Below are 24,624 nucleotides of genomic sequence, written 5' to 3'. Positions count from 1 at the left end.
CACGATTTATTTTCGTAGTCGCGCAGTCACGCGGATACACAGATCATGGAACTCTTTTTGCGTCATGCCGTATTTTTCCGCGAACTCCGAAGCAACGACATCTTCATCTGCCGTATCATCCTTAAACAATGCGGTATCGAAATCGGCGTATATCTCCGCTTCTCTTTTCGTAACCGCATTCGGCCAGTACGGTTCTTCGATCTCATTGATAATTTTCATCGTCCGGTAATTGCCGGTTTGCACATCTATCGCCTTGCCCCAGTCTCCGTCGGGCGCAAAATCGGCATAGCCCATGACGATGCCGTGATAAATAAGGCACTCGTAATCGTAAAACACGACCGATAAAGCGTTGAACGGCGTCCACCGCTTCGCAGCCTCAAAAACCGCGTATGCGATTTCAGTCAGCTCCGCCTTTGTCGGCTCTCCCGTTACGACGACGTTATACACATAGCGTTTGACCGTCGGGAACGACACGTCCTTTGTCGACGCGATGCGATACTTCCCTTTAATTTCAGGCGGCACGACGTATTCTCGCACCGGCGGTGTTCGTTGTATCTCTTGCACGGGCGGAGTTTCCGCTTTTTTCTTTCCGCCGGTAAAACAGTTTCGAATCGAGCTGACGGCATAGCTTATCATGATAAAAAACATGATTACGGATAAGCAGCCGGTATCTGTCGGTTTTTTGGTACTCATAGTCGCCCCCCATCGTAAAATAGATCGCGCACTAATGCGGCATTTCCGAAAGCTGATACTTCCTGCAATGTCGGATTTTGAGAAATGTTTAACGGAACCGTAATATACGCAGTATCCCTATTATATCAGCGAACGTATTGCGTTACAAATCGATTTTAATTATGCATAAATATACTATTTTATCGCATATTTATACAATTAAATCGTCAGGCGAAAATCGCGCCGACCCCATTAAAACAGGCCGATTTTGCACGGTTTTTTGCAAATTTCGGAAAAAAATATTAATTTTTGATATCCACGCCATTGCATAAATATACGGTTTTTTGCGAAATTCTTTTTGTTTTGCTCGCTTGAAAAATCACTAAAGGTGAGTTTTTCGAGATGCTCATAAAAAGGAGATGTCCGCAATCAGCTTTAACGTTCATATACCGAGATGCGTTGCGATATTCGATTTTAGCATGATCTTTGTCTCCTATTTTATCATACGTCAATGCACGAATCTCATAAAATTCGGAATTGCAAAAATTAAAACTGATGTCGTAATTAAAAATACATGCATTGAAATCGGAAAGCGCTTTTTTATATTTTCCCAACGCATAATAACATAATCCCCGGCCATACAGAAAATCGGATTTTTTTATTATTTTGATTGCGCGATTATAATATGTTACAGCTGTTTCATAATCGGCATTGCAATAATACATATATCCTATACGCTTATAAATTTCCGCATCGGCGGTTTGCAGCGCATACGCTTTTTTATAATATACAAGCGCATCATTATACATATTTTTCATAGCGAAGATATCGCCTAATACCGTATAAGCATCTTTCAGCATAACAGCGTCACCGGACAACGAAACGAATTTTGCTAAATCCGAGGCTGCCATTTCCGTATCGCCGGAATCGAAAAAGAACATACCGCGTTTATACAATACAATCGGATCATCAGGATTTTCGGAAAGAACCGTATTATAGCCGAGAACGGTTTTTACGTCTCTATTGTGAAGCGTTTGTAATTCTTCATTCAATTCAATCGCGGCAGCATCGTTGTCATTATCTTGTAGAATCCTTTTCACATCGCGAAGGGCGACATCGTAATCACGCATATCGGCTAAGATAAGAGCCCTGTTTAACAATAAATTTTTATCATCCGGATTTTTTTTCAAGAGATAACTTAAATCATCGACGGCATTTTGCATATATAATGTCCGGTAATAAATAAGAGCGCGTTTTAAACGTACCGCATCATCATCCGGATATTGAAACAATATTCTCGAATAGAAATGAACGGCATCTTCATAGGCTCCAACTTCGATCGCCGTCTTTGCACCTCTCATAAGGATATCGACGGCTCCGTCCGACAGTGTAAGCGTTCCGCAAGAAGACAATATCGTTGCCGCGGCTATAATAATGATAGTTTTTTTCATCCCTTTCCTCGTAGAGTTACATAACGCCGACACATAATTTACGGTATATTATTGCCAAACAACCGACTCCCGCTCAGTCTTCCCGCACGCGGTACACGCCCTTCGTTTCGCACACAAAGCGTTCTTCGAGCAAACGAAGGGCGGCTTTTTCCAAGCGTGAAAGAGAGATGCCCTCCGAGCGCGCGATTTCCGAAAGCGTGGCCGATTTTTTTTCGGTAAGTTGCCGAACGATGGCGCCGCGCGCTTCGCGGAGAGAGCCGCGAAAAGGAGACTGCCGCACGTAGTGCGTACTTTTTTGCGACGGATTTTGCACGCGTTTTTTAAGCTCGGCTCCGTAATCCATGAGAGCGTAATACCATTCGCGTACATTCGTTTTGTCGAGCGTCAGTTCGACGAGAGGAAGAATTTCCGCATCGGATACTTTTTCGTTTGTGTTTCCGAAAAAGAAAAAAATAAACACGGAGCGGATATTCGTTTCGATAAAGACTTCGGCTTTGTTAAACGCAAAGGCCGCTACGGCGCCCGCCGTATACGGTCCGATCCCGGGAAGAGATTCGAGGAGTTTTCTCTCGCGCGGAAATTTTCCGCCGTAAGAATCACACACTTCCCTGCACGTTTCCTGCAGATACTTCGCCCGCCTGTTGTAGCCGAGTCCGTTCCAATACGCAAGCACATCCGAAAAAGGCGCCGAAGCGAGAGAGGGCGCATCGGGAAAGGCTTCGATCCACGCTTCGTATTTCGGAACGACGCGAAGCGTCTGTGTCTGCTGCAGCATCATTTCCGAAACGAGTATTTTGTACGCGTCGCGCGTTTTCCGCCACGGAAAAACCCTCGCACGCTCTTTATAGTTTTTAATAATCGCCGCTCGAAAATCGTCGACCGCGTCTTGAGTTAATGTCATGCGTTTTTCGTCCCGCAGCCGCTCAATCGATTTTTTCGACAAAGCCGCGCGATACCAGCTCTAAAAGGATATCGTCCGCGATCTCTTCAGGAGTTTTACGTTCGGTGTCGATAACGATATCGGCTACTTTTTCGTAGGCGTCGTTGTCGATACCGTAGATTTTTTTATAGCGCTTCGTATCTTCTCTGTCGCGCATCGCGGTAAAATCGGCGATGCTCTGCAAATCGCCTCCTTCGCGTTTGAAGATGCGCCGAGAACGCGCGAGGTCGCTCGCTTTGAGATAGACTTTTATGTCGGCTTTTTCGAGCATCCAAATCGCAAGGCGAGAGCCGAGTACGCAGGATTCTTTTTCGGCGAGTTCCACTTGATGCGTGTCGATATATCTGTCATAGCCGTCGTCGCTTTTCGCGTTTTCGATAACTTGTTCGAGCGTAAGCCCTCTTTCTTCGGCGAGCTGACGGAACGTATAATTGACAAGTTTGATGCCGAGAGAACGCGCAAGGAGCGAGCTCACCGTCGTATTGCCGCAGCCGGATTTTCCCGAAACTGCAATGCGGAGTTCCCTGCCGTCTTTAATTTTATACCGTGCCATACATTTTCCTTATATTTTCCTTTTGTCGATTATTAATTTATTCGACGTTTCGCGCCTGCTCGCGTATGTTTTCGAGGGCGTCTTTTGCGGCGATCACTTGGGCGCTGACGTCGGCAAATTGGCTTTTGCTGCCGATCGTATTGATTTCCCGGTTTATTTCCTGACACAAAAAATCGATTTTTTTGCCGGGAGCGGCGTTCGTCAGCATTTCATTTTTAAGCGCTTCGAGATGGCTTTGCAGGCGGACGACTTCTTCGTTTATCGTATACTTTACGATCATGGCGGCCGTTTCGGTCATGATGCGCTGCTCGTCGGCAGCGTCTCCCAAAAGCTCGTTGAATTTTTGCGCAATTTGCTTTTTAAAAAGAAACTCCATTTCCGACTGTCGGTTTTTAAAAAAATCCGCGGCTTGGAAAAGCGTTTCGAGTTTTTCTTTTATGTCGCAGGCAAGGTTTTCTCCTTCCCGCTTTCGGTCATTGCAAAAGGATTCGAGAGCGTCGGTAAAGACCGGAAAAATCATGTTCCGATATTTTTCCATGTCATAGGTCATTTCGATTTTGAGTACGCCTGGCTGCGAGGCGACGATGGAAAGGATGTCATTCTTTTGCGCACCGACAGCCGATGCAATATCTAAAATCGCACGGGCATAAAACTTTGCGGCGGGAATATCGGCGGTAACGATGCAATCGGGATCCGTTTCTTTTACGCGGATAAAGACATCGACTTTTCCGCGCACGACTTTTTCGGCGATCGCTTCCCGAAAACACTTTTCAAGCCGATTCAAATACGGCGGGAGGTTTATCGTCACATCCAAAAATCGCGCGTTTACGGATTTTATTTCGACCGAAACGGAAGAGTCTTTATTTTCCGCTTCACTGTAAGCATAGCCGGTCATGCTCGTCATAGCGCATCCTTGCACGCGGCAAAAAGAGCGGTACCGAGTTTCCAGTTGTCGCCCGCGCCCATCGTTACGAAAAGACAGCCGTTCGGAAAATCGACTGAAAGCGGTTTTGCCAATTCTGAAAGCGCAAAGTCTTTCGCGTCGAGCACTTCTTCAAAATAATGAACGTTTCCGTGATGCGCTTTTGTTTTTTCGAAAAGCGTTTTTCCGGTAACGCTCCTTCCTTCGGCGCTTTCGCGCGCGGAAGCGTATATTTTATGCAGGATCACTTCATCGGCATCGGAAAAAGCCGAAGCGAATTCTTCGAGGAGAGATGCAGTGCGCGTATAGGTATGCGACATAAAATCGACGATGATTTTTCTGCCGCCGTAAAATTCGCGGAAACCTTTGAGCGTCGTTTTGATCGCCGTCGGGTGATGACCGTAATCGTCGATAAAGACGACGGAGTTTTTACCTGCGAACGCTTTTCCGATAACTTCGCTCCGCCGCTTTCCGCCTCTGAAATTTGCAAGGCCGCGTACGATCCGTTCGCGATAGAGATCGGGATCTTTTCCGTCGCTTTTAATAATTTCCCGCACGAGGGCGGAAGCCGCGCACGCGTCGAGCACTTCGTGTTTTCCGGGAACGTAAAGTGAAGCCTCTCCCAAAAAGCCGATCGAAAAATGCTGCGCTTCGTTTTCGGTTTTACCGATCGTCAAGCGGTAATCGCCCTCTGCGCTTTCCCCATAAGGGATCATTTCGATGTCGCCCCTCTTTTTATATGCCGCTTCGGCCGCTTCGACGGCGCCCCTGTCGTCCGCGCAGTATATGAGGGTGCCGCATGAGGGCAGCTTGCAGATAAAATCGATAAAGGCGTTTTTTATGTCTTCATAGGTCGGATAATAATCCTGATGATCGCTTTCGACGCTCGTCAAAATTATCTTTTGAGGATGGAAGGACATAAAGTGGCGCCGGTATTCGCAAGTTTCCGCGACAAAATAATTGCGAGATTTTTTTATGTCGTAAGTTTTCGTCGTCATCGTGCAGCTTTCGCCGAACGACGCGATAGACGAGCCCGCAAGCACTTGCACGGGGATATCCGTTTCTTCGAAAATCGTTCCGACGATTCCGGTCGTACTCGTTTTACCGTGCACGCCCGAAATCGCGGCGCTGTAAGACTGCGCGGAAACTTCTCCGAGCGCTTCGGTGTATAAAAGGCAGGGGATGCCGTGCGAGCGCGCTTCGATCAAGTCGGGATTTTTTTCAGGATCGTATGCCGACGAATAGATGACGTAATCGATATCGCCTGTGATGTTACTTTCCGAAAACGCTTGGGCGCGTATGCCGAGCTTTTCGAGGACGGCGTCGGTGTAAAACCTTTCCGCAACATCGCTCCCGGTTATAAGGGCGCCGCGTTTTTTGAGGATTTCGACGAGGGCCGCCATACCGGTGCCTTTTATGCCGACGAAGTGAACGCGAACGCCGGTAAAATCTTTCGGAAGAAAAATCGATGACATGGCGCTATTTTAGCACAAGCGCAAAAAACGCACAATGCGGAGAAAATGCGAAGATGCGAATAGAATAAAATATATGTACAATAACGCTTGCCCCTCAGCGCAAAATCTTCATATCCATGCATGAACATTATAAATAGTTTTTTATGTCTTATTTTATATTATTTCTTATATCTTTTATTAAGTTTGACAAAGGACGAACATAATCTTTTGTTCCTTCATTTTTTGAATACTTTATATATGCTTGACTGTCATCTAAAAGATAAAATCTTTGTCGTTGACTACCAAGCGTAACAATTTTGTCGTCAGATAAGTCATTATCTAAGGTAATCAAATGCCATATTTCTTTTATTTTCTTTTTAGACAAAATATCAGTGCTTAATGAAATTTGCTTCCACCGTTCTCGCAATGTCCTTTTGCAGCTAATCCCTATAGTCCAGCCGTCCTTACATTTAAACCATTTATCGACTTCAAAATCAAAATCCAAATGTTTAGGTCCTTCTGAAGACTTAAATTTATAAAAATCAAACAAAAAACTTGTTACATCCTCTAATGACTTCCCTCCGCGAGATTTTCTTTTTTGCCCTAATCTCCTTTCAAATTCCTGAACAAAAGCTGTCATAATAATACTATCGTCTACGCTGTCATGCTCAATTTCAAGCAAATTAATCTTATCAATCAAATTACAAAAAGTTTCAACGACCTCTTTTCTTTCAATATCAAGACAGCCTTTTATACCCAAATCATCCCATACTGAAATAATTAATCCAACTTTTTTCTCTCCTTGTTTTTTTAGCAAAGACGACGCTATTGCTTGAGAAAATTCTTTATCATCAGACGGGATATTCTCCAAAGATCTATTAATTGGGCTTATGACATATTTAATAGTCATACAAAAAACGATCAAATCATCCGTTGTTTTAAGTTCTTCCTGTATTTTCGATATAAAATTCTCATACAACAAATACCTCTTTGAATTTTGCGAAGAAAAAGACTTTATTTGTTCAAAACAATAGGAGGTCGCCATCAAAACTTTATCATCATTTGCCAACGTTGAAGTTTTAAGAAGATTCTCGATATATTCGGCTATTTTTATTAACTCTTTTTCTTTATTTTTACCAATTCCACCGTATTTATCCGTATCTATTAAGTAACGAGCAAACCAATAAATATTTCTAAAAGGAGATTTCTGAATTTTTTCATCAAAGGTAATCAGTATGTTATCATTTAACATTTCTCCAATCTTCTCCTTCAATGCGAGCTTTAGCCATACGGCAATATAATTCCGATTTTTCGATTAAAATAAATTTTCGAGTGAATTTTTTTGCACAAACACCGGTGGTTCCAGAACCACCAAAAGGGTCTAATATTATTTGTGCATCAATACTTGAAATTATCCTATCAATAAGAGCCTCTGGGAAAGGAGCTGGATGAGGATTTTTCATCTCTTGAGTTATTTCCCATACATCTGTAAATTTATTTGCCCCTTTTGCTAATTTAAATTTCTTATTACAGATCATATATATCTGTTCTGTTGTCGGCAGGAAATACCCTTGATTAAAATTGATTGCTCCACTTCTTTTCCATGTAATTATTTGTCTAAGAGGAAAGTCTTTCACAATAATGCTTCTATCTTGAAGCAATCCGGCTTGAACGCGATTTTTATTATTGTAAAAAATTACCCCATCATCTTTTATTAGCCGATACATTTCAGAAATGCATTCTTTTTGCCAATTAATATATTCATCATACGGCATATTGTCGTCATAATCTTTATATCCGTCTTTTATTGCTGCATTAACCCACTTTCCTGTACGAGTGTTTTTTTTGAAACCATTACCGGTACTATTAAGTAAATTATACGGAGGAGAAGTAATAATGGCATCTATAGATTTAGCGGGTAATTTTTTCATTATTTCTAAGCAGTCACCATTAATAATGGTATCAAGAATCGCCGTAAGATTCAAATTATTAATACTATACAGTATATCCATATCTCATCCCACCTCGAGTAAATATTTCTTTAAATGTTGATCTATTTATATCATTTTTCCGGATTTTTGACTATTAGTAATTATCAGTATGCGGAAATTAGATTTTGAAAAATTATATTATTGGTAAATAGCTTTTATATAACTACAGTATCTTATAATTAACTGTATGACAATTTAATTGCGCTTACGCCTGCACGTTGAGCTGCAAGTACACTTGATCCGCCAAACCGAAACCAGCGTTTTTCGTAAGCTGTGTCGCGTATTCGTCGTACATCATGTCTTCGTACATTTGAGAAGCAAAGCTGTCGCCGCCGAAAAGAGAGGTTTTCGTAACGGTGCTGCGCATCGACGATACCATGATTTTAACGATATAGGATTCGAGTTCGAGCGATTTTTCGTAGAGTTTGCTTGTCCTGTCGATCGTCTCGCTTTTTGCGTGAACACCCGCGCCGTTTGCCGCAGCTCCTACGGGAAGCGCTTTTTTATCGCTTTCGTTCGTAAACGTATTTGCAAAACCCGAAGCGAAGTCTCCGTTCAACCGCCCTTCTTCGACAACTTTTTCGGATGCGACGGATGCGCTGTGAAAAGGAGCGGAGGAGCGTATGCGTTTTACCAAATCGGAAAAAGAAGCGCCCTCGCCCGCTTCCCGCGCTTTTTGCATCGTTTCCGTTCCGTTCAATAACGACGAGTTGACGCTGCTTATTTTCATTTTCCCTCCAAAAAACTTTTGCAGAAAACTTCAGTTTTCGAAAAAGTTTTTTGACGTGCGCATAAGCGCACACGTCGAATAATCGAGTTTGCCTTGCAAACTCGAGATAAAAAGCGGCGGCGATATCTTAGACACCGCTTTTTATCGTTCCTCCAAAAAACTTTTGCAGAAAACTTCAAGTGCACGGTTTAGCGCTTTAAGCTCACCGCAGTGCCGAGCATGGTGTCGGACGTTTGGATCGCTTTGCTGTTGAACTCGTACGCTCTCTGCGCGACGATCATCGCGACCATTTCGTTGACGACGGATACGTTGCTCATTTCAAGGAATTTGTGTTCGAGTTTTCCCATGCCCTCAAAGCCCGGGCGGCTTGCGATCGGAGCGCCGGACGCGTTCGATACTTTAAAGAGGTTGTCGCCGTCGGCTTCGAGTCCGATTTCATTCGGAAAGCGGTAGAGTTCGAGCTGTCCCACTTCCGTCGGTTCCGTCTCTCCGTTTATCTTTACGCCGACCCTTCCGTCCTGGCTGATGACGAGGGTCTGCACATCGTAGCCTTCCGGTAAAATGATCTCCGGCATAACGCGGTTACCGTCGGATGTGAGGAGCTGGCCGGTCGAATCGACTTGAAACGAACCGTCTCTCGTATAGGCGTAGCTGCCGTCGTATTTTTGTACGCGGAAAAATCCGTCTCCGACGATGGCGACGTCTGTGGAAACTCCGGTGTGCTGGAGCGATCCCTGGTGCATGATGCGCTGCGTCGCGCCGACTCTGACGCCGTGTCCCTGCTGGATGCCGACGGGTGTCACCGTGTCTTCGGTCGCGGGCGTACCTGCGAGCTTTGCCGTTTGATATATCAAATCTTCGAATTCGACGCGCTGCTGTTTGTAGCCGGTCGTATTGACGTTTGAAAGGTTGTGAGAAATCGCATCGATATTCGTCTGCTGACCGTTCATACCCGTCGCAGCCGTCCATAAACTTCTGACCATATCGTCCTCGCTTTTTTTGCTCAAGGCTTTTACTTTTACACGCCGGAAACCTGCAGTACCGGCAAAATCGATATTTACGAACTTCTAAAAACAGTAGTTTTCAGCAGCCCCTTATCCGTGCTGATAGAGCGCGACGCGCGACCACAGCGTTTCCATCATCGAGTCTTCGCTTTGAATCGTCTTTTGATTCGCTTCGTACGCGCGGTTCACTTCGATCATCCGCACCATTTCGTTGACGACGTTTACGTTCGACGTTTCAACGTATTCCTGCAAAACGCGAGGGCGTTCGTTTCCTTCGGCGATATAGGCACGACCTGCGATATCGTTCGTGTTGTACAGGCTTTCTCCCATCTTTTTCAAATAGCGCTCATTGTCGAAGCGCACGATTTTCAGCCTGTCGATTTCATTGCCCTCTTCGTCGATTATCTTTCCGTCTTCCCGCACGGTAAACCGATCGTTTTCAAGCGTGATGATGCCTTTTTCGCCCATAACGGGATAGCCGTCTTTCGTTTCGAGGATGCGCTCTTTCCCGATAAAAAAGTTTCCGTTGCGCGTATAGCGTTCGCCGATCGGCGTCTGCACGGTAAAAAATCCCTTGCCGCCGAGCGCAAAATCGGTTTTCGTACCCGTCGTTTTAAATGAACCCTGCTCGAAATCGGTAAACTGTTCGTTCGTTTCGATACCGAGTCCGAGTTTCCCGATAATCGGAGCGGCGTCCGCACTGCCGAAGGGCGTTTCGTAAACGCCGTCAGCGTTCGTCCGCCGTAAAAGGAGTTCCGAAAACGATTTGCTCACGCGGACATCACGTTTATAGCCCGTCGTATCCACGTTTGCAAGATTGTTCGAAATCGCATCGAGTCTGTTCTGCTCGCCGTTCATGCCGCTTGCGCCTATATACCAACCGCGTATCATAAATATCCTCTCATAAAAACTTTTTTGGAAGTTGCAACTTCCGAAAAAGTTTTTGGCCGTGCGCGAGAGCGCACATGTTAAATAATCGAGTTTGCAAAATAAAGTGTATCGTATTCATATAATTTGTATCAAAACGATATATACACGTTTTCTGCAAACATCCGCGCAAACTCGAGATAAAAAGCGACGGCGATATTTCAGACGGTGCTTTTTATCATTCCTCTCTTATTGTATCGGCGGGGAAAAAGGCCGTGTTTAGCAAAAATAATTTGCCAAATAGACATTCATGCTTTATACTGATAAAAAAGCAAAAGGGGAATACCATGTCGGATAACAAAAAAGATTTATGCGTTCTTTCGATTATTCTGGGAGGCGGAAAGGGAACGCGGCTTTTCCCGCTCACAAAAGTCCGCTCGAAGCCGGCCGTTCCGTTCGGCGGAAAATTCCGTATCGTCGACGTGCCGATCTCGAACTGCATCAATTCGGATTATAAAAAAATATACCTGCTCACGCAGTTCAATTCGTTTTCGCTGCACATGCACATAAGCAATTCGTACAACTTCGACCGCTTTTCGCACGGCTTTGTCGAAATACTGGCCGCCGAACAGACGCTCGAACACACCGGCTGGTACGAAGGAACCGCCGATGCGGTGCGGAAAAATTTCCCGCACTTTAAGCCGCAAAATCCGACGCACTATATCATCCTTTCAGGCGATCAGCTGTACCGCATGGACTTGCGCGCCTTTATGGCGTCTCACCTCGAAAGCGGTGCCGACGTGACGATTGCGACGACGGCGGTAAACAGGAGCGACGCGTCGGGCTTCGGCATTATGAAGATCGACGGCGGAAACCGCATCACTGAATTCATGGAAAAGCCTGCACGGGATATGAATATCGACGATTGGAAAATTCCGGAAAACTCGCGCGGCAATCTGCCGCCGGAAAAAGAATACCTCGCGTCGATGGGTATCTATATATTCAACGCTCCCGTCATGGATGAAATGCTCGACAACGATATGACCGATTTCGGAAAAGAGATAATTCCCGCAGCGATAAAAACGAAAAAAATCAATTCGTATATCTTCGACGGTTATTGGGAAGATATCGGAACTATCGGCAGTTTTTACGAAGCGAATATCAATTTGACCGAAACGACTCCGCAGTTCAACATCTACGACGAAAACGAGCCGATCTATACGCACATTCCGAATCTCCCGCCGTCGAAAATCAATAAAGCCGATATAAACGCTTCGATCACTGCGGAAGGATGTATCATCACCGAAAGCAGCCTCAATCACTGCGTCATCGGCATCCGTTCGATCATCGAAAAAGGAAGCACGCTCGACGGAGTAGTCACGATGGGCGCCGATGCCTACGAAACCGAAGCGTCCAAACGCTGGAATGCCGAACACAATATACCGGATCTCGGCATCGGAAAAAATTGCCGCATCGCGCGCACTATAATCGATAAAGACGTGCACATCGGCGACAACTGCTCCATCAACGTCAGCGGAAAGCAATACGAAGAAGGCGACCACGGATTATTCCATTGCGCAGACGGCATCATCGTCATCAGAAAGGGCGCGGTCATCCCTTCGGGTACGGTGATTTAAGGCGGCTCGTTTTCGTGACGGATTCGATGTACGATAAGCTCGGCGATTTGCTCAAAGCCGCGCTCGAAAAGGGGGATATCCCGAAAAGCGGTGAAAAAAAAGCCGAAACGAATGCAGCTACGGACGAGCGTTCGTACACTTTCAAAACGAGGAGCAAAGCCGGCGCGGAGGATATGCTTCGTGCGTCAAACGGCAGCGCGCAGACAAAAAACAAAACGGAAGCGCGGCGTAAGACAATGCACAGCGGGCAAAGAGGCGGCACAAAGGTCAAGCTCGAAAATATTTTACGTACAAAAGATAAAAAAAATATCGGCGAAGTGTTCAAAAGCGGAAACGGAGCCGAGAGGGCGCGTCCGTTCGAAGTGCTGCCGGATCACATCAAAAAAGCCTGTGAAACGCTCGGCGTAAAAGCGGGTGCGGATGAAAACGAAATACGGAGCGCGTATCGTAAAAAGCTCAAGCTTTTTCATCCCGATTCGAATACCGAAAACGAAACGGTGCAGCGCGTCGCGCACAAAAAGACCGAAGAAATCGTCGAAGCGTATAAAGCGATACTCGCGTATAAAAATTCGATCCGTTAAACGCGACGCACGAACGACGCAGCCCCTTGAACCGCTTAGTTTTTCGACAGCCGCGTCCCGTTAAACGCACCGCACGAACGACGAGCCGCTTAGATTTCGCTTTCCCCTATGCCGTATTCCTGCAATTTGCGATGCAGCGTTTTCCGGCCTATGCCGAGAATGTCGGCCGTTTTGCTTTTGTTTCCCTTGTTCGCCGCGAGGTTTTCGCAGATGATCGCTTTTTCCGCATCGTCGAGCGTCGTACCGACCGGTATCGTAATCGAAGGCGCGGCGATCGATGCGCTCACCGTCGGCGGTAAATCTTCCGGAGTGATTTCGTTTCCGCCGCACATAACGACGGCGCTTTCGATACAGTTGCGAAGCTCTCGGATATTGCCCGGCCAATCGTATTTGTATAAAAGCGCTCGGGCGCGGTTGTCGATGCCCGTGACGTTTTTGCCGTTTTCCTTCGCGTATTCTTTTAAAAACGCATTCAATAAAAGCGGAATATCGTCACGTCGTTCGCGAAGCGGAGGCACGGCGATGTGCACGACGTTGAGCCGGTAATACAAATCTTCGCGGAATCTTCCTTCTTTTACTTCTTTTTCCATATCGCGGTTCGTCGCGGCGATGACGCGCACGTCGATGTCGATCGTTTTTTCTCCGCCGACACGGATGATTTTATGATCCTGCAGAACGCGCAAAAGTTTTACCTGCACGTTCGCGTTGACTTCGCCTATTTCATCGAGAAAGATCGTGCTTTCGTGCGCGAGTTCGAAACGCCCCTTTTGCATTTTTTCGGCTCCGGTGTACGCGCCTTTTTCGTGACCGAACAGTTCGCTTTCGAGCAGCGTTTCGCTCAAAGCCGCACAGTGCACTTTTATCATTTCGTGAGCGCTTCTCGGAGAGAGATTGTGGATCGCGTCTGCGACGAGCTCTTTTCCCACGCCGCTTTCGCCCGTTATCAAAACGGACGCTTTCGTCGGTGCGACTTTTTTAATAAGCGTAAACACTTTTTGCATTTCGCCGCTTTTACCGATCATATTGTCGAGCGTATGGGCGCTTGAAACTTCGGCTTTCAGCTGCGTGTGCTGAAGCGAAAGCTCTCTCCGTTCGAGCGCGCGCTTGACGAGGATCGAAAGGCGATCGAGGTTGAGCGGCTTTGTTAAAAAATCGTAAGCGCCGTTTCTCATCGCATCGACGGCCGCATCGATACTTCCGTGTCCCGTAAGCACGATGACCGGTATGCCGGGCGTTTCCGTCGTCACGCGGCGGAGCACTTCTTCGCCTGAAATACCGTCCATGCGGAGATCGGTGATGACCAAATCGATGTCGCCCTTTGCAATAAGGTCGAGCCCTTCTTTTCCGTTTGCCGCGAGTCGCACTTCATAGCCTTCCATTTCGAAGGCGGCGCCGAGACCTTCGCGGATATTTTTTTCATCGTCGATGATAAGGATCGTGAATTTCATTTTTTCGCCATCTTGTCCGCAATCTTTGCCGAATCGTCTTCGATCCGTTTCGTTTTATGTTCGCCGAGCAGTTTTCTGTCCGTCTGCGGCACGGGAAGCGTTATCGTAAAAACGGTACCTTCGCCCGCGACGGATGAAACTTGAATATCGCCTGAAAATTCCTTAATAATTTTATACGTGATCGTCATGCCGAGCCCCGTCCCCTTCGCTTTCGTCGTAAAATAGGGTTCGAAGATGTGAGAAGCGGTTTCTTCGCTCATGCCGATCCCGTTGTCCGAAATCGTTATGATATAAGCGTCGTCTTTTACAAAGGTTTCGACGGCAAAGAGTCCCGGACATTGAGCATCCGATCTTGCCGATGTACAGTCGGAATATTTTTCCCGTATCGCCGAAAGAGCGTTTTGCGCCATATTGATAAACACGTCTTTAAAAAGTTTTTCGTCGATAAGAAGGCGCACCGTTTTCTCACTTACGCGGACGCTCACCGTAATGCAGCTGTCGTGAAATTCCGGCGCGATAAAAGCGGACACTTCTTTAACAAGTTTTCCGATATCGATAAGTTCGAGCTTTGCGTTCACCGGACGGACTGCCATGAGAAAGTCGGTCACTTTTTTATTGAGGTTGTCGATTTCTTCGTTTACGATATCGAGGTGCGCTTCGAGGAATTTTTTATCGGGCAGCATGCCGCTTCCCTCTCTCTCTCTTTTTACCGCTTTTTGCACGAGCTGTACGTGAATGCCGATGGCGCCGAGCGGGTTTTTGATTTCATGCGCCATGCCCGCCGCAAGGTTCGTCAAGCCGGCAAGATTTTCCATGCGGCGAAGCAGTATTTCCCGATTGCGTTTTTCGGTGATATCGCGCACGGTAACGATGGAACCGGACACTTCTCTCTTTTTAACAAGAGGCAAAACAGTAAGCGTTATAAAACGCACGCTGCCGCCCGCCGTCTCGGTCGTAAATTCGTCGGAAACGTTCGAGCGGTTGTGTTCTCTGCAGTCATTTAAAAAATCGGCGATTTCGGCGTTGTCGACGAGGCGCGGGAGCGGAATGCTTTCCGCTTTCGGATCGTCCGGGCGGATCGAAAAGGGCACGTAGCGTTCGGCCGCTTTATTCGTCAAGATCAATTTCCAATCTTTATCGACGATGACGAGTCCCGTCGAAAGAGACTCCAAAACCGAATCGAAAATTTCGTTTTCGCTGCATACGTCTTTTAAGAATTCTTTTACCTGCTCGGAAGGAAGCTTTGCGATTTTTTCGCTGACGCGCCTGAAATAATCACTCATAGGCGGCCTTGAAGACGAAATCGTGCGTTTTGTTAATTTTAAAAAACGTCCGCGTGAGGTTTTCCAATGCGGCAAGAGGAGACTCGTTGTAGACGGAAACGGCGAGCCAGCACTCCCTGAGAGATGCCATACATTCGGCAGAACTTTCGGCGCCCGAAGCGCTTTTTACAAGCGGTCTTTGCGTCCGCGCGATGCCGTCGAGGAAGATGCGGAACATGAGACGCACTTCGAATGAAGCGCAGTCTTTTAATATCTTTGCGCAGTCGGGAATCGCGTTCGATGCAACGCTCTTAAAAAAAGATGCCGCACAGTCTCTGATTTTTTCGGGAGCGACGGGAAGAAAAGTTTCAAAGTATTCGCCGAGAGTTCCGTTCCACGCATCGTCGTGAAAAATACGGCGCACGACTTCAAGCTGTTCGGCTTTCGTCCGCTCGCGGAATCGATACGGTCTTACGCGGGAGAGGATCGTCGGCATAACGGACGAACGTTTTTCCGTCGTCAAAATAAAAACCGCGTCTTCCGGCGGCTCTTCGAGAATTTTCAACAGCGCGTTCCGCGCGCTTTCGTTCATGCGCTCGGCGTTTTCCAAAACGATCGTCTTTTTTCCTTCGGACGATTTTATATGCGCCCATGCGGATACGGCGCGTATGTGTTTGATCGGAATCGCGTCCGGCAAAAAATCGGATTCGAGTTTTCGGCACAGCTTTTGTATTTCTCCGCACGTCTTTTCAAGCGTTTCGGCGTCCGGTAATTCGTGCGGAAAATCGATCGTCTCCATGTATTCGTCTATGGAAGCGATGATGGGCGCGATTTTCGAAAGCTTGTCATCATCCTGCAGCACGACGGGATTAAATCGCATAGTCAATTTTCTCACGCTGCGCAAAAAAAGATAGCGGGCGCTTCGTTCATAGGGTGCGCTCTTTTTGTGCGCCGAAAGGAAAACCGAAAGGCACGAAGCGATTTCAAGCGTGCAGTCGCGCGGGCCTGCGAGTATCGTATTTTGATGAACGAGGGCTTTATGACGGAGACACGAAGGACACGTACACTGCCACGCGCCTTTTTCTTCTCCCGTGCACGAAAGAACGCGGGCACACTCAAGCGCGCACGAAAGTTTTCCCGACGACGAGGGACCGTAAAAAAGAAGGGCACCCGGAAGGGACGATGAACGTATGTCGTTTTCAAGAAGCGAAGATGCTTCCTGTCGGATAATGTTTTCAAACATCAGGCAGGCAGCTCCTGAAGCTTCGTTTCCGAAACTCTGATAATGCCGTCGAGCAGCCGGTAAAAGATACTCGACTCGAAAAGCGGACGGATGTTGAACCACGGCTGCACTTTGAGTGCGACGATGATGAGGGAGATGACTGCGAGCCCTTCGACGATGCCGAACACGAATCCGAGCGCGCGGTCGAGTCCCTGCAAAATTTCACCGGAAAAAATACGGCTGACGATTTCCTGAACGATCTTTACGATGAGGAATGCGATGATAAAAATCAATAAAAACGAAACGACTTTTGCCAAAAGCGCGTTACGGATGCCGTCGCGGACAAAGGGCTCGAGAAGCGGCGTACACAAAACCGCAGCGACGATGCCTGCGACAAAGGCGGCTTTATCGAAAAATTCTTTTATCAAACCGCGGGAAGCCGCCGTTATGACGAAAAAAAGCAAAATCAATAAAAAAACGATATCGACCGGCGCATAGGAATACGGCATCGCTCATGATCCTCCGAACATCGCAGTATACACGATTTCGGCAATATTTTCACCAGGCTTTCCGCATCCGGCAAGAGCGGCGCAGTTTTCGCTCATGAGACGCCGCTCTTCGCTCGACAAAAGTTTTTCAAGAGCACGCAAAAGTTCTTCCGAATTCGCTTTCTCCCGTGAAAGCACGACCGCCGCTCCCCTCTCCGCAAAATAGCGCGCGTTGTCTTCCTGGTCGCCTCTCGTACCGGAACCCGTAAGCGGGATGAGCACGAGCGGCTTTTTTAAAACGGCGCATTCCCAAATCGAATTCGCTCCCGCGCGAGAAAGCACGATATCGCTTGCAGCGATGACGTCGCTCATTTCGGAATACAAAAACGGATACTGCACGTAGTCCGCGTGCCGGACAGTGTCGGCGTTTTTTACTCCCGTCTGATGTACGACGAAAAATGACGCACACAAGCGGTCGAGATTTTCTCTGACAAGTTCGTTTATCTGCACGGCTCCGGAACTTCCGCCGAGTACGAGGAGAACGGGCTTTGTATTGCCGGAGCTATTTAAAAACGCGCGGCCGCGTTCGGAAGAAGCGCGGTAAAAAGCTTCCCTGACGGGATTCCCCGTTACGATTATCTTTTTGCGATATGCCACTTTAAAAAATTTTTCGGTTTCTTTATACGACACGAGGATGCGCTTTGCCGCGATGCTGTTGATTTTCGTCGCAAGCCCCGGCGTAAAATCGCATTCGTGCGTATACACGGGAATGCCGAGCAGCTTTGCAGCCGCGCACGGCGGGACGCTCACAAAACCGCCTTTGGAAAAGAGGACGGCGGGTTTTAATTTTATTAAAATCGCAAGAGAAGCAAAAAATCCTCCGACGACTTTAAACATATCGGAAACGGTTTTCAGAGAAAAATAGCGGCGAAGTTTTCCCGCAGGAATTCCGTAAAACGCGTCCGCACTTTTCCGCCCCGCTTCGTCGACGTTTTTTTCGACGACAGTTTTATCCATGCCGGAAGAAGATCCGATCCAGCAGATGGTAAGGGCAGCTCCTCGCGCCGCAGCCTTTTTGCGCAGCTCGTCCGCGACTGCAAGTCCCGGATAGATGTGTCCGCCCGTACCGCCGCCCGTAAATACCGCTGTAATCGATTTATCGTTTTTCATATAGTTTTAAGCGAGCGTATGCATAAGATCGCGAGATAACCCTCCGCACGAATAAAAAAAACGGCAGCCGTGCTGCCGTTCGTATGCCACCAGTTGGAATCGGACCAACGACACATGGATTTTCAGTCCATTGCTCTACCAACTGAGCTATAGCGGCATATCGACTACTTTACTCGATTTGCATTTTTATGTCAAGCGCATTGTTGACGATCCCCATGCAATCGATTATTATCGTAGCAATGAATATCTCAAAAAAACTTTCGGCGTTGCCGCTCGTTTTTGCGCTTGCATACGGCAGCATATCCGCACAAGAGACGTTAAAATCGATCGAAGAAAACTATTACGATTTTCTCTCGCTGCAGGGTCTCGTCGAGCGCCCTACCCTAAACTACAGAACTTTAAGCGATTCGGTATGGGAACTTTCCGAAGAAGCGCAAAACGATGCGCGCAATATATGGCAAAACAACAATCTCGGGACAACTCGCTTTATCAACGGAAATAAAAACCTTTCGTGGAAAATCTACGGTCCCGAATGGTACCAGAGTGTCAATACGGCCGCTCCTTACGGGCAAAACGACGGCGCACTGTGGCAAGGGCGCGGCTATAATACATCGTTGACCGGCGGTGCGCGATTGCAAGCGTACGGTGTCGAGCTCACGCTAAAGCCGCAGCTTTCTTTTTCGCAAAATGCGGCGTTTGAACTCAAAAATCGTGAAGTTACCGATCCGAATGCCAGTGAATACGGCTATTTTTGGGGATATAAATTATCCGACGGAAGCTATGCCGGCATAGATGCGCCACAGCGGTTCGGAGACGCACCGTTTTTTACGTTCGATTGGGGAGATACGGAAATCCGCTATACGTGGAAAACCCTAACCGTAGGCTTCGGGACGCAGTCGCCGTGGCTCGGCCCCGCCCTCCTCAATCCCATGCTCGGCAGCAACAATGCCGCAAGCTATCCGAAAATCGATTTCGGTGTGCGCCGCACGAGCATACGGCTGCCGTGGCTCAAATGGTACGTCGGCGATATCGAAGCGCGTATGTGGACCGGGATGCTGACCGAATCGGATTATTTCGATAAAGATGCTTCGAACGATCATACGATGATAAACGGTATTTCATTGAGCTATGCGCCGTCGTTTATACCGGGTCTTACGGTCGGACTCAACAGAATTTTTTTGACAAAATGGAATTGGAAAAATCTCAAATATATCGGCAGACTGTTTACGACATCACACGCAAACGACGTAAGCGGTGACGGAGAAGATCAAAAGATCGCGTTTAATGCTGCGTGGCGTTTTCCGCAAATCGGTTTTACAGTCTACGGTGAACTCGGCATTGACGATTATACAACAAGTGAAACAAGAAATCCCTTCCACACGGCTGTCTATACCGTCGGGCTTCATCAATATATTCCATTGCCGCTCTATAAACTGTTTCCGAACAAACTCGCGGGCGTAAATCTGCACAGCGAGCTTTTGTTCGAATGGAACAATTTCGAAATGTCGCAGGATTTTCAACTGCAATGGGAATACATGGGCTATTATGCACATCACCAGATGAAGCACGGGTATACGAACCGCGGACAGTCGCTCGGCGCAGGATCCGGGTACTTCGGGAACAGTCAATTTTTAGGATACCGGGTATATTATCCGCGCGGAAGCACGATGGTGTTTTTTCACCGCTACTGCCCCGATATAAATTACATTCTCAATAAAGCCGTATATAAGAGTGCCAAACCCGGTGACAGCACAATAAAAAAAGATTATTGGGCAAATTACGAAGCCTATCTCACGTGGGGTGCCGAAACGTCGTTTTTCTTTTTCAAATCGCTGTGTCTCACCGGTACCATCGGGTATACGTATATTTCCAATCGGAACTATATACGGAAAAACTACGTATACGGCTTTGAATTTTCGCTGAGAGCGAAATACAATTTTTAATTACCGTTCTCCTGAAGTATTTCAAGCGTTCGGGATACGCCGTCTTTTAGACTAAAGCGCGGTTTCCAGCCAAGCGCTTCCAATTTTGTCGAATCGAGGGACGAATTTTCCATAAGATTATAGCTTTTTTTCTCCGCATCCGTCGCATTTTGAAAGATGATTTTTGTTCCCGACGCATCGGCGAATTCCTGCGCGAGACGCCGAACGGTAACCGTTGAATTCGGATTTGCGATATTATATGCGTTTCCCGTTTTCCCCGCCAATAAAACCGTCAATAGAGCCGATGCACAATCCATTACATAGCAATACGAACGCAACTGCGCTCCTCCGCTTTTCATTACGATATCTTTTTTTGCAAGCGCATCCCGGGTAAACTGTGCCGAAGCGCGGCTGTCGGTTTCAGTGATAGTCGGACCGTAAATATGTCCGGGTCGTACAATGACCGTATCAACGGCATATTCTTTTGTATATGAAATACATAAATTTTCAGCGGCACGCTTTGAGCACGGATAACATGCACGCGCATTTAAAACATCGATATAACCGTAATCGTCTTCTCGATACGGCTCGCCGTTATTTTTTATCCCGTAAATTTCGCCGGAAGAAATATACAGCAAACGTTTTATTTTTTTTTCAAACGAGTATTTCAAAAGCGAATGCAATCCGATAATATTTGTTAAAACCGTTTCCACGGGATATCTATTAAGTGAAACCGGATCGGCATTGCTTGCACCGTAAATGATATAATCCGTAGCGGTATCAAGAGAAACATCCATCGTCGCATCAAATCGAATGAATTCGAAATCGGTACTGCATTTAAACGGTGCAAATCGCTTTACTATACGCTCTCGATTTCTTCCTGCAATATGAATCTTTATGTGAGCATCGTATTTTTTATTCAACGCAAATAATATATCTATCACCGGCGAACAGATCATACCGGAACTGCCGGTGATCAATATGCTTCGGTGAAACAATTTTTCTTTGCAATTTATTGCAGAAATCGCCGTATCGATATCGTTCAAATATGATGCAGTATAGTTCATGTGTCTTTTAACCGTGCGGCGCTCTGTTCATTTAACAGCGCTTTAAAGATATCGATATCTTCCAATGTCGTCAGTTTTATATTTTTTTCCGATCCTTTTGAAAAAAATATTCTCTTTCCCATTTCAATCATCAAAGTACACGATGCAATACTGTCGGTAATTCCTTTTTTTTGCGCGAGTCTATGTACGGCACAGATAGTTTCCAAATAAAAACCTTGCGGCGTCTGTGTCCGTTTTAATTTATCTCTCGGATAACTTGCGTCCGAAACCAATCCGTCTTCCGTTACAAGCATTGCTTCGGCACAGGGAATAACGGCAACAGCACACCCATATTCTTTTGTCTTTGCTATACAGTCTGAAATTATCTCACTTGAAACCAACGGACGAATAGCGTCGTGAATTAAAACAACGGTATCTCCTGCATAATGGCGCTCAAGTTCAAAAACGCCGTTTTTTATCGATTCATGTCCGCAATTGCCTCCCGATACAATATGGTACAATTTCGTAATATTGAATTGCTTTGCATACTCTTCGAGTGTATGTTCCCACCCTTTAATGCAGACTACCGCAATCGCATCGACACCGTTGTGATTTTGAAACGTTTCAAGCGTATATACAATTACCGGCTTTCCGTTTACGACGATAAATTGTTTCGGAATACTTTGTCCCATCCGCTGTCCGGATCCGCCGGCTATGATTAGCGCCACTACACCCATTACATCCTCACTCTAATTTTATTTATACCATGCTTTAAATTGATGGCGTAAAACTCGTTTATCTTCAGGCGGCAATTGCATATAATTGCCATAAAGGCTGCAAAGATACTCATCGTATCCTGAAAAAGATTTAAATAATTCGCCTTCAAACGGAACATCGATGTACGAATCAAAAACTGTTCTCCTGATTTGTTCCTTTATTCCATAACCCGCTACGGAACAGGCGACATATTCGGATGTCGCAAAAGGGTTTTGCATCGCCAAGTTGTTGATTTTTTTTGCAAGCGAAGATTTTGATTTGAATCGATATAAAAAGAAAACCGATTTGCGAAGCAGACGTTTCGGCAATGATTCGCCATCCACCGTTCTCTGATATACCATAGTATTAAGCCGTTTCCAAATACGGATTACATTCCAATACGCGTTACGTTTTTTTTCATCGTTCGGGAGCCCGTCACAGGGAAACAGATCGACATATATACCCAACCCGTCAAAAAGCCTGTCACAGCGTTCTTCCAGAATCGTCGTCGTATCTACAAGTTTGGCAAACGGGTAATAGTAATCAGGCTTATTAAAACATGTATATACCGCAAGATTATCCGGCAAACGCTTTTCAGCAATTTCAATAAATTGTTCATAATCACCGCGCGGGAAAATAACATCAATATCATCATCCCACGGTATATATCCCTTATGACGAATCGCACCGATAAGCGTTCCGCCGCACAGAGAATAGTGTAAATTATTCTCAACACAAATAGTGTTTATACATTTGAGAAGCCGCAACTGTATCTGTCGTAATGTTTCGATAGGTATCTCTTTCATTTTCTGTTCAAATAGTATACCAACTAAATTTGGCTTTGTACATACTCCGCATTGCGTACTGTGTATATATTCGGAGGTTTCTTATCGCGCTATAAGACCGACCGATTTTTACCGAGTAAATTTCAGCCGTAAAGCTGTCAAGCGTAAACTTGTCGGCTCACGCAAAATCTGTTATCATAAAATACTATGACGCAAAAATCGTTGAAAAAGAATGCGTTTTATAATTTCATACGTTCGTTTATGAATCTCGCATTTCCGATTATTTCATTTCCGTATGCATCGCGCATATTGATGCCGGATGGAATCGGTAAAATAAATTTTGCGAACTCCGTCATCGATTATCTCGTCATGCTCGCGGGACTCGGCATCAGCTCCTATGCGGCACGGGAAGCGGCAAAAATACGGGACGATCCTTTCAAGCTGAATAAATTCTCGCGTGAAATTCTCCTCATAAACGGCGTTTCAACGATCATCGCCTATATTTTGTTCGCGGTAAGCCTTTTGTGCATCCGGAAATTTCATGACTATCAAATTTTGCTTATCGTCTGTTCTTCCAAAATACTGTTTATCACCATGGGTTTGGAGTGGCTGTATGCCGTTGAAGAAGAATACCGATATATAACACTCCGCTCCGCTTTTTTTCAAATAGTGAGCTTAGCCTTTTTATTTATCTTCGTGCGCAGCAAAAACGATTATGTAGCGTATGCGGTTATGGGCATCATTTCAAACGCCGGCATGAATGTCTGTAATATTGTATATGCAAGAAAATTTATCAATATTTTTGAAAAAACGACGCTTGAAATAAAAAAACATATTAAACCAATATCGGTTTTTTTCGGTATGGTATGTGCAGTAAAAATTCATTCGGCTATGGATACCGTTATGCTCGGCTTTATGATGGACGACAGCTCCGTCGGCTATTATACCGCAGCAAGTAAAATACGCAGATTGGTCGTGCAGATGATCACCGCGATTACCGGCACGCTGCTTCCGCGCAGCTCCTACTATATAGAACTGGGGCAAATGCAAAAATACGACGATATGGTAAAAAAAGCTATAGGCGTCGTATCGTTTTTTTCGTTTCCGGCGACCGCAGGTCTTATCGTCATCGGAAAACCGCTTATAACAGTGTTCAGCGGTGTACAGTATTTGCCGGCGCTCCCTGTTTTGTATTGCATGGCGCCGATAATCATCGCCGTTTCGTTTGCGTCTTTTTTAAATAATGTAATCCTAACGCCGAACCGCAAAGAGCGTTTTATTTTATATTCGCAGATTTTCGGTACCATTCTCAACATCGTCTTGAATTATATCTTTATTCCGCTCTGGGGCGTTTTCGGTGCGGGCATCTCAACGCTGATCGTTGAATTCTCGATCACCGTCATTCAATTATTCTGCTCATTTTCTCATTTAAAAAAACTTCTTTCATATTTAGGGAAACAGATCCTTCAAAGCGCTATCGGAACAATCGCTATGTACGTTTCCGTCTGTTTTTTAATTAAGATAATTCCAAGCGCACTGCTTCAGATAGCAGCCGGTCTTGCAACAGGCTCGGCAATATATGCTGCAGTGGAAATTCTACTGCAAAACGACACGGCAAAACTTTTGCTCGCATCCGTCTCTCGAAGGATACATAAAAGATAATAAAAATATAAAAAAATTTCGGCTACTTGACATCAATAATATGCAACTATTATGATAAATA

The 24,624-nt window shown here is 46.0% G+C and carries 23 protein-coding genes and 1 tRNA gene; 4 read left to right on the top strand and 20 right to left on the bottom strand.

What is annotated here, in order from left to right; all coding sequences use genetic code 11:
• Nucleotides 1–6: 6 nt before the first annotated feature.
• From H9I36_RS02385 to flgF, 11 genes are all read right to left on the bottom strand, one after another.
• Nucleotides 7–693 carry a hypothetical protein gene (locus H9I36_RS02385; RefSeq protein WP_187383796.1) on the bottom strand — a complete coding sequence of 229 codons (687 nt, stop codon included), beginning with the start codon at nucleotides 691–693 and terminating at the stop codon, nucleotides 7–9.
• A gap of 281 nt (nucleotides 694–974) precedes the next feature.
• On the bottom strand, nucleotides 975–2,123 hold the full coding sequence (locus tag H9I36_RS02380; protein WP_187383795.1) for a tetratricopeptide repeat protein: 1,149 nt from the start codon (nucleotides 2,121–2,123) through the stop codon (nucleotides 975–977).
• A gap of 73 nt (nucleotides 2,124–2,196) precedes the next feature.
• Nucleotides 2,197–3,024, bottom strand: coding sequence for an HhH-GPD family protein (locus H9I36_RS02375; protein WP_187383794.1), 828 nt, complete (start codon nucleotides 3,022–3,024; stop codon nucleotides 2,197–2,199).
• Nucleotides 3,025–3,046: 22 nt separating this feature from the next.
• The gene (cmk, locus tag H9I36_RS02370; RefSeq protein ID WP_187383793.1) at nucleotides 3,047–3,616 is read right to left on the bottom strand and encodes a (d)CMP kinase; all 570 of its coding nucleotides are present in this window, start codon (nucleotides 3,614–3,616) and stop codon (nucleotides 3,047–3,049) included.
• Nucleotides 3,617–3,653: 37 nt separating this feature from the next.
• Nucleotides 3,654–4,520 (bottom strand): YicC/YloC family endoribonuclease, encoded by an 867-nt coding sequence (locus tag H9I36_RS02365; RefSeq protein WP_187383792.1) that lies wholly within the window; start codon nucleotides 4,518–4,520, stop codon nucleotides 3,654–3,656.
• Entirely contained in the window at nucleotides 4,517–6,013 is a 1,497-nt protein-coding gene (gene murC, locus H9I36_RS02360) for a UDP-N-acetylmuramate--L-alanine ligase (protein ID WP_187383791.1), read from the bottom strand. The genes H9I36_RS02365 and murC overlap by 4 nt, the downstream gene beginning before the upstream one ends.
• A gap of 148 nt (nucleotides 6,014–6,161) precedes the next feature.
• Complete coding sequence (locus H9I36_RS02355; protein ID WP_187383790.1) at nucleotides 6,162–7,244, bottom strand: PDDEXK family nuclease; 1,083 nt, start codon at nucleotides 7,242–7,244, stop codon at nucleotides 6,162–6,164.
• The gene (locus H9I36_RS02350) at nucleotides 7,234–8,004 is read right to left on the bottom strand and encodes a DNA-methyltransferase (protein WP_187383789.1); all 771 of its coding nucleotides are present in this window, start codon (nucleotides 8,002–8,004) and stop codon (nucleotides 7,234–7,236) included. Before H9I36_RS02350 ends, H9I36_RS02355 begins: the two co-directional genes overlap by 11 nt.
• A gap of 184 nt (nucleotides 8,005–8,188) precedes the next feature.
• Nucleotides 8,189–8,713, bottom strand: a complete 525-nt coding sequence (locus H9I36_RS02345; protein WP_187383788.1) for a rod-binding protein — start codon at nucleotides 8,711–8,713, stop codon at nucleotides 8,189–8,191.
• Between the two features lie 188 nt (nucleotides 8,714–8,901).
• Nucleotides 8,902–9,696, bottom strand: coding sequence for a flagellar basal-body rod protein FlgG (gene flgG, locus H9I36_RS02340; RefSeq protein ID WP_016520395.1), 795 nt, complete (start codon nucleotides 9,694–9,696; stop codon nucleotides 8,902–8,904).
• A gap of 111 nt (nucleotides 9,697–9,807) precedes the next feature.
• Complete coding sequence (gene flgF, locus H9I36_RS02335) at nucleotides 9,808–10,608, bottom strand: flagellar basal-body rod protein FlgF (protein WP_187383787.1); 801 nt, start codon at nucleotides 10,606–10,608, stop codon at nucleotides 9,808–9,810.
• Nucleotides 10,609–10,931: 323 nt separating this feature from the next.
• Between flgF and H9I36_RS02330 the strand changes: the two genes are divergently transcribed.
• Complete coding sequence (locus tag H9I36_RS02330) at nucleotides 10,932–12,221, top strand: glucose-1-phosphate adenylyltransferase (RefSeq protein ID WP_187383786.1); 1,290 nt, start codon at nucleotides 10,932–10,934, stop codon at nucleotides 12,219–12,221.
• Nucleotides 12,222–12,235: 14 nt separating this feature from the next.
• Nucleotides 12,236–12,802 carry a DnaJ domain-containing protein gene (locus H9I36_RS13010; protein WP_187383785.1) on the top strand — a complete coding sequence of 189 codons (567 nt, stop codon included), beginning with the start codon at nucleotides 12,236–12,238 and terminating at the stop codon, nucleotides 12,800–12,802.
• Between the two features lie 89 nt (nucleotides 12,803–12,891).
• On the opposite strand, the gene H9I36_RS02320 is transcribed toward H9I36_RS13010, so the two are convergent.
• The 6 genes from H9I36_RS02320 to H9I36_RS02295 all read right to left on the bottom strand — a co-directional run bounded on the left by H9I36_RS02320 (nucleotide 12,892) and on the right by H9I36_RS02295 (nucleotide 18,549).
• Nucleotides 12,892–14,250, bottom strand: a complete 1,359-nt coding sequence (locus tag H9I36_RS02320; RefSeq protein WP_187383784.1) for a sigma-54-dependent transcriptional regulator — start codon at nucleotides 14,248–14,250, stop codon at nucleotides 12,892–12,894.
• Complete coding sequence (locus H9I36_RS02315; RefSeq protein WP_187383783.1) at nucleotides 14,247–15,533, bottom strand: two-component system sensor histidine kinase NtrB; 1,287 nt, start codon at nucleotides 15,531–15,533, stop codon at nucleotides 14,247–14,249. The genes H9I36_RS02320 and H9I36_RS02315 overlap by 4 nt, the downstream gene beginning before the upstream one ends.
• The gene (locus H9I36_RS02310) at nucleotides 15,526–16,755 is read right to left on the bottom strand and encodes a DNA polymerase III (protein WP_187383782.1); all 1,230 of its coding nucleotides are present in this window, start codon (nucleotides 16,753–16,755) and stop codon (nucleotides 15,526–15,528) included. Before H9I36_RS02310 ends, H9I36_RS02315 begins: the two co-directional genes overlap by 8 nt.
• Complete coding sequence (locus H9I36_RS02305; RefSeq protein ID WP_187383781.1) at nucleotides 16,755–17,243, bottom strand: CvpA family protein; 489 nt, start codon at nucleotides 17,241–17,243, stop codon at nucleotides 16,755–16,757. Before H9I36_RS02305 ends, H9I36_RS02310 begins: the two co-directional genes overlap by 1 nt.
• A gap of 3 nt (nucleotides 17,244–17,246) precedes the next feature.
• Complete coding sequence (gene murG, locus H9I36_RS02300; protein WP_187383780.1) at nucleotides 17,247–18,392, bottom strand: undecaprenyldiphospho-muramoylpentapeptide beta-N-acetylglucosaminyltransferase; 1,146 nt, start codon at nucleotides 18,390–18,392, stop codon at nucleotides 17,247–17,249.
• A gap of 84 nt (nucleotides 18,393–18,476) precedes the next feature.
• Nucleotides 18,477–18,549: transfer RNA gene (locus H9I36_RS02295), tRNA-Phe, on the bottom strand.
• Between the two features lie 82 nt (nucleotides 18,550–18,631).
• On the opposite strand from H9I36_RS02295, the gene H9I36_RS02290 reads away from it, so the two are divergent.
• Entirely contained in the window at nucleotides 18,632–20,335 is a 1,704-nt protein-coding gene (locus H9I36_RS02290) for a capsule assembly Wzi family protein (RefSeq protein WP_187383779.1), read from the top strand.
• Here the strand turns inward: H9I36_RS02290 and H9I36_RS02285 are convergent.
• The 3 genes from H9I36_RS02285 to H9I36_RS02275 are packed head-to-tail and all read right to left on the bottom strand — an operon-like array spanning nucleotide 20,332 to nucleotide 22,922.
• Nucleotides 20,332–21,360, bottom strand: a complete 1,029-nt coding sequence (locus H9I36_RS02285; RefSeq protein WP_222864624.1) for an NAD-dependent epimerase/dehydratase family protein — start codon at nucleotides 21,358–21,360, stop codon at nucleotides 20,332–20,334. The two genes, H9I36_RS02290 and H9I36_RS02285, sit on opposite strands and share 4 nt — an antisense overlap.
• Nucleotides 21,361–21,377: 17 nt before the next feature.
• Nucleotides 21,378–22,097, bottom strand: coding sequence for an IspD/TarI family cytidylyltransferase (locus tag H9I36_RS02280; protein ID WP_187383777.1), 720 nt, complete (start codon nucleotides 22,095–22,097; stop codon nucleotides 21,378–21,380).
• A gap of 18 nt (nucleotides 22,098–22,115) precedes the next feature.
• Nucleotides 22,116–22,922, bottom strand: a complete 807-nt coding sequence (locus H9I36_RS02275; protein ID WP_187383776.1) for a LicD family protein — start codon at nucleotides 22,920–22,922, stop codon at nucleotides 22,116–22,118.
• Between the two features lie 186 nt (nucleotides 22,923–23,108).
• Between H9I36_RS02275 and H9I36_RS02270 the strand changes: the two genes are divergently transcribed.
• Nucleotides 23,109–24,563, top strand: a complete 1,455-nt coding sequence (locus tag H9I36_RS02270; RefSeq protein ID WP_187383775.1) for an oligosaccharide flippase family protein — start codon at nucleotides 23,109–23,111, stop codon at nucleotides 24,561–24,563.
• The last annotated feature ends 61 nt before the right edge of the window (nucleotides 24,564–24,624 follow it).

It is taken from the genome of Treponema sp. Marseille-Q4130 (genome assembly GCF_014334325.1).
GTDB lineage: Bacteria > Spirochaetota > Spirochaetia > Treponematales > Treponemataceae > Treponema_D.
This window is presented reverse-complemented; position numbering and strand designations above follow the sequence as displayed.

Bases quoted from the DNA above. Each gene is read 5' to 3' on its own strand.
- H9I36_RS02385 (WP_187383796.1), bottom strand. From the start codon at position 693: ATGAGTACCAAAAAACCGACAGATACCGGCTGCTTATCCGTAATCATG.
- H9I36_RS02380 (WP_187383795.1), bottom strand. From the start codon at position 2,123: ATGAAAAAAACTATCATTATTATAGCCGCGGCAACGATATTGTCTTCT.
- H9I36_RS02375 (WP_187383794.1), bottom strand. From the start codon at position 3,024: ATGACATTAACTCAAGACGCGGTCGACGATTTTCGAGCGGCGATTATT.
- cmk (WP_187383793.1), bottom strand. From the start codon at position 3,616: ATGGCACGGTATAAAATTAAAGACGGCAGGGAACTCCGCATTGCAGTT.
- H9I36_RS02365 (WP_187383792.1), bottom strand. From the start codon at position 4,520: ATGACGAGCATGACCGGCTATGCTTACAGTGAAGCGGAAAATAAAGAC.
- murC (WP_187383791.1), bottom strand. From the start codon at position 6,013: ATGTCATCGATTTTTCTTCCGAAAGATTTTACCGGCGTTCGCGTTCAC.
- H9I36_RS02355 (WP_187383790.1), bottom strand. From the start codon at position 7,244: ATGTTAAATGATAACATACTGATTACCTTTGATGAAAAAATTCAGAAA.
- H9I36_RS02350 (WP_187383789.1), bottom strand. From the start codon at position 8,004: ATGGATATACTGTATAGTATTAATAATTTGAATCTTACGGCGATTCTT.
- H9I36_RS02345 (WP_187383788.1), bottom strand. From the start codon at position 8,713: ATGAAAATAAGCAGCGTCAACTCGTCGTTATTGAACGGAACGGAAACG.
- flgG (WP_016520395.1), bottom strand. From the start codon at position 9,696: ATGGTCAGAAGTTTATGGACGGCTGCGACGGGTATGAACGGTCAGCAG.
- flgF (WP_187383787.1), bottom strand. From the start codon at position 10,608: ATGATACGCGGTTGGTATATAGGCGCAAGCGGCATGAACGGCGAGCAG.
- H9I36_RS02330 (WP_187383786.1), top strand. From the start codon at position 10,932: ATGTCGGATAACAAAAAAGATTTATGCGTTCTTTCGATTATTCTGGGA.
- H9I36_RS02320 (WP_187383784.1), bottom strand. From the start codon at position 14,250: ATGAAATTCACGATCCTTATCATCGACGATGAAAAAAATATCCGCGAA.
- H9I36_RS02315 (WP_187383783.1), bottom strand. From the start codon at position 15,533: ATGAGTGATTATTTCAGGCGCGTCAGCGAAAAAATCGCAAAGCTTCCT.
- H9I36_RS02310 (WP_187383782.1), bottom strand. From the start codon at position 16,755: ATGTTTGAAAACATTATCCGACAGGAAGCATCTTCGCTTCTTGAAAAC.
- H9I36_RS02305 (WP_187383781.1), bottom strand. From the start codon at position 17,243: ATGCCGTATTCCTATGCGCCGGTCGATATCGTTTTTTTATTGATTTTG.
- murG (WP_187383780.1), bottom strand. From the start codon at position 18,392: ATGAAAAACGATAAATCGATTACAGCGGTATTTACGGGCGGCGGTACG.
- H9I36_RS02290 (WP_187383779.1), top strand. From the start codon at position 18,632: ATGAATATCTCAAAAAAACTTTCGGCGTTGCCGCTCGTTTTTGCGCTT.
- H9I36_RS02280 (WP_187383777.1), bottom strand. From the start codon at position 22,097: ATGGGTGTAGTGGCGCTAATCATAGCCGGCGGATCCGGACAGCGGATG.
- H9I36_RS02275 (WP_187383776.1), bottom strand. From the start codon at position 22,922: ATGAAAGAGATACCTATCGAAACATTACGACAGATACAGTTGCGGCTT.
- H9I36_RS02270 (WP_187383775.1), top strand. From the start codon at position 23,109: ATGACGCAAAAATCGTTGAAAAAGAATGCGTTTTATAATTTCATACGT.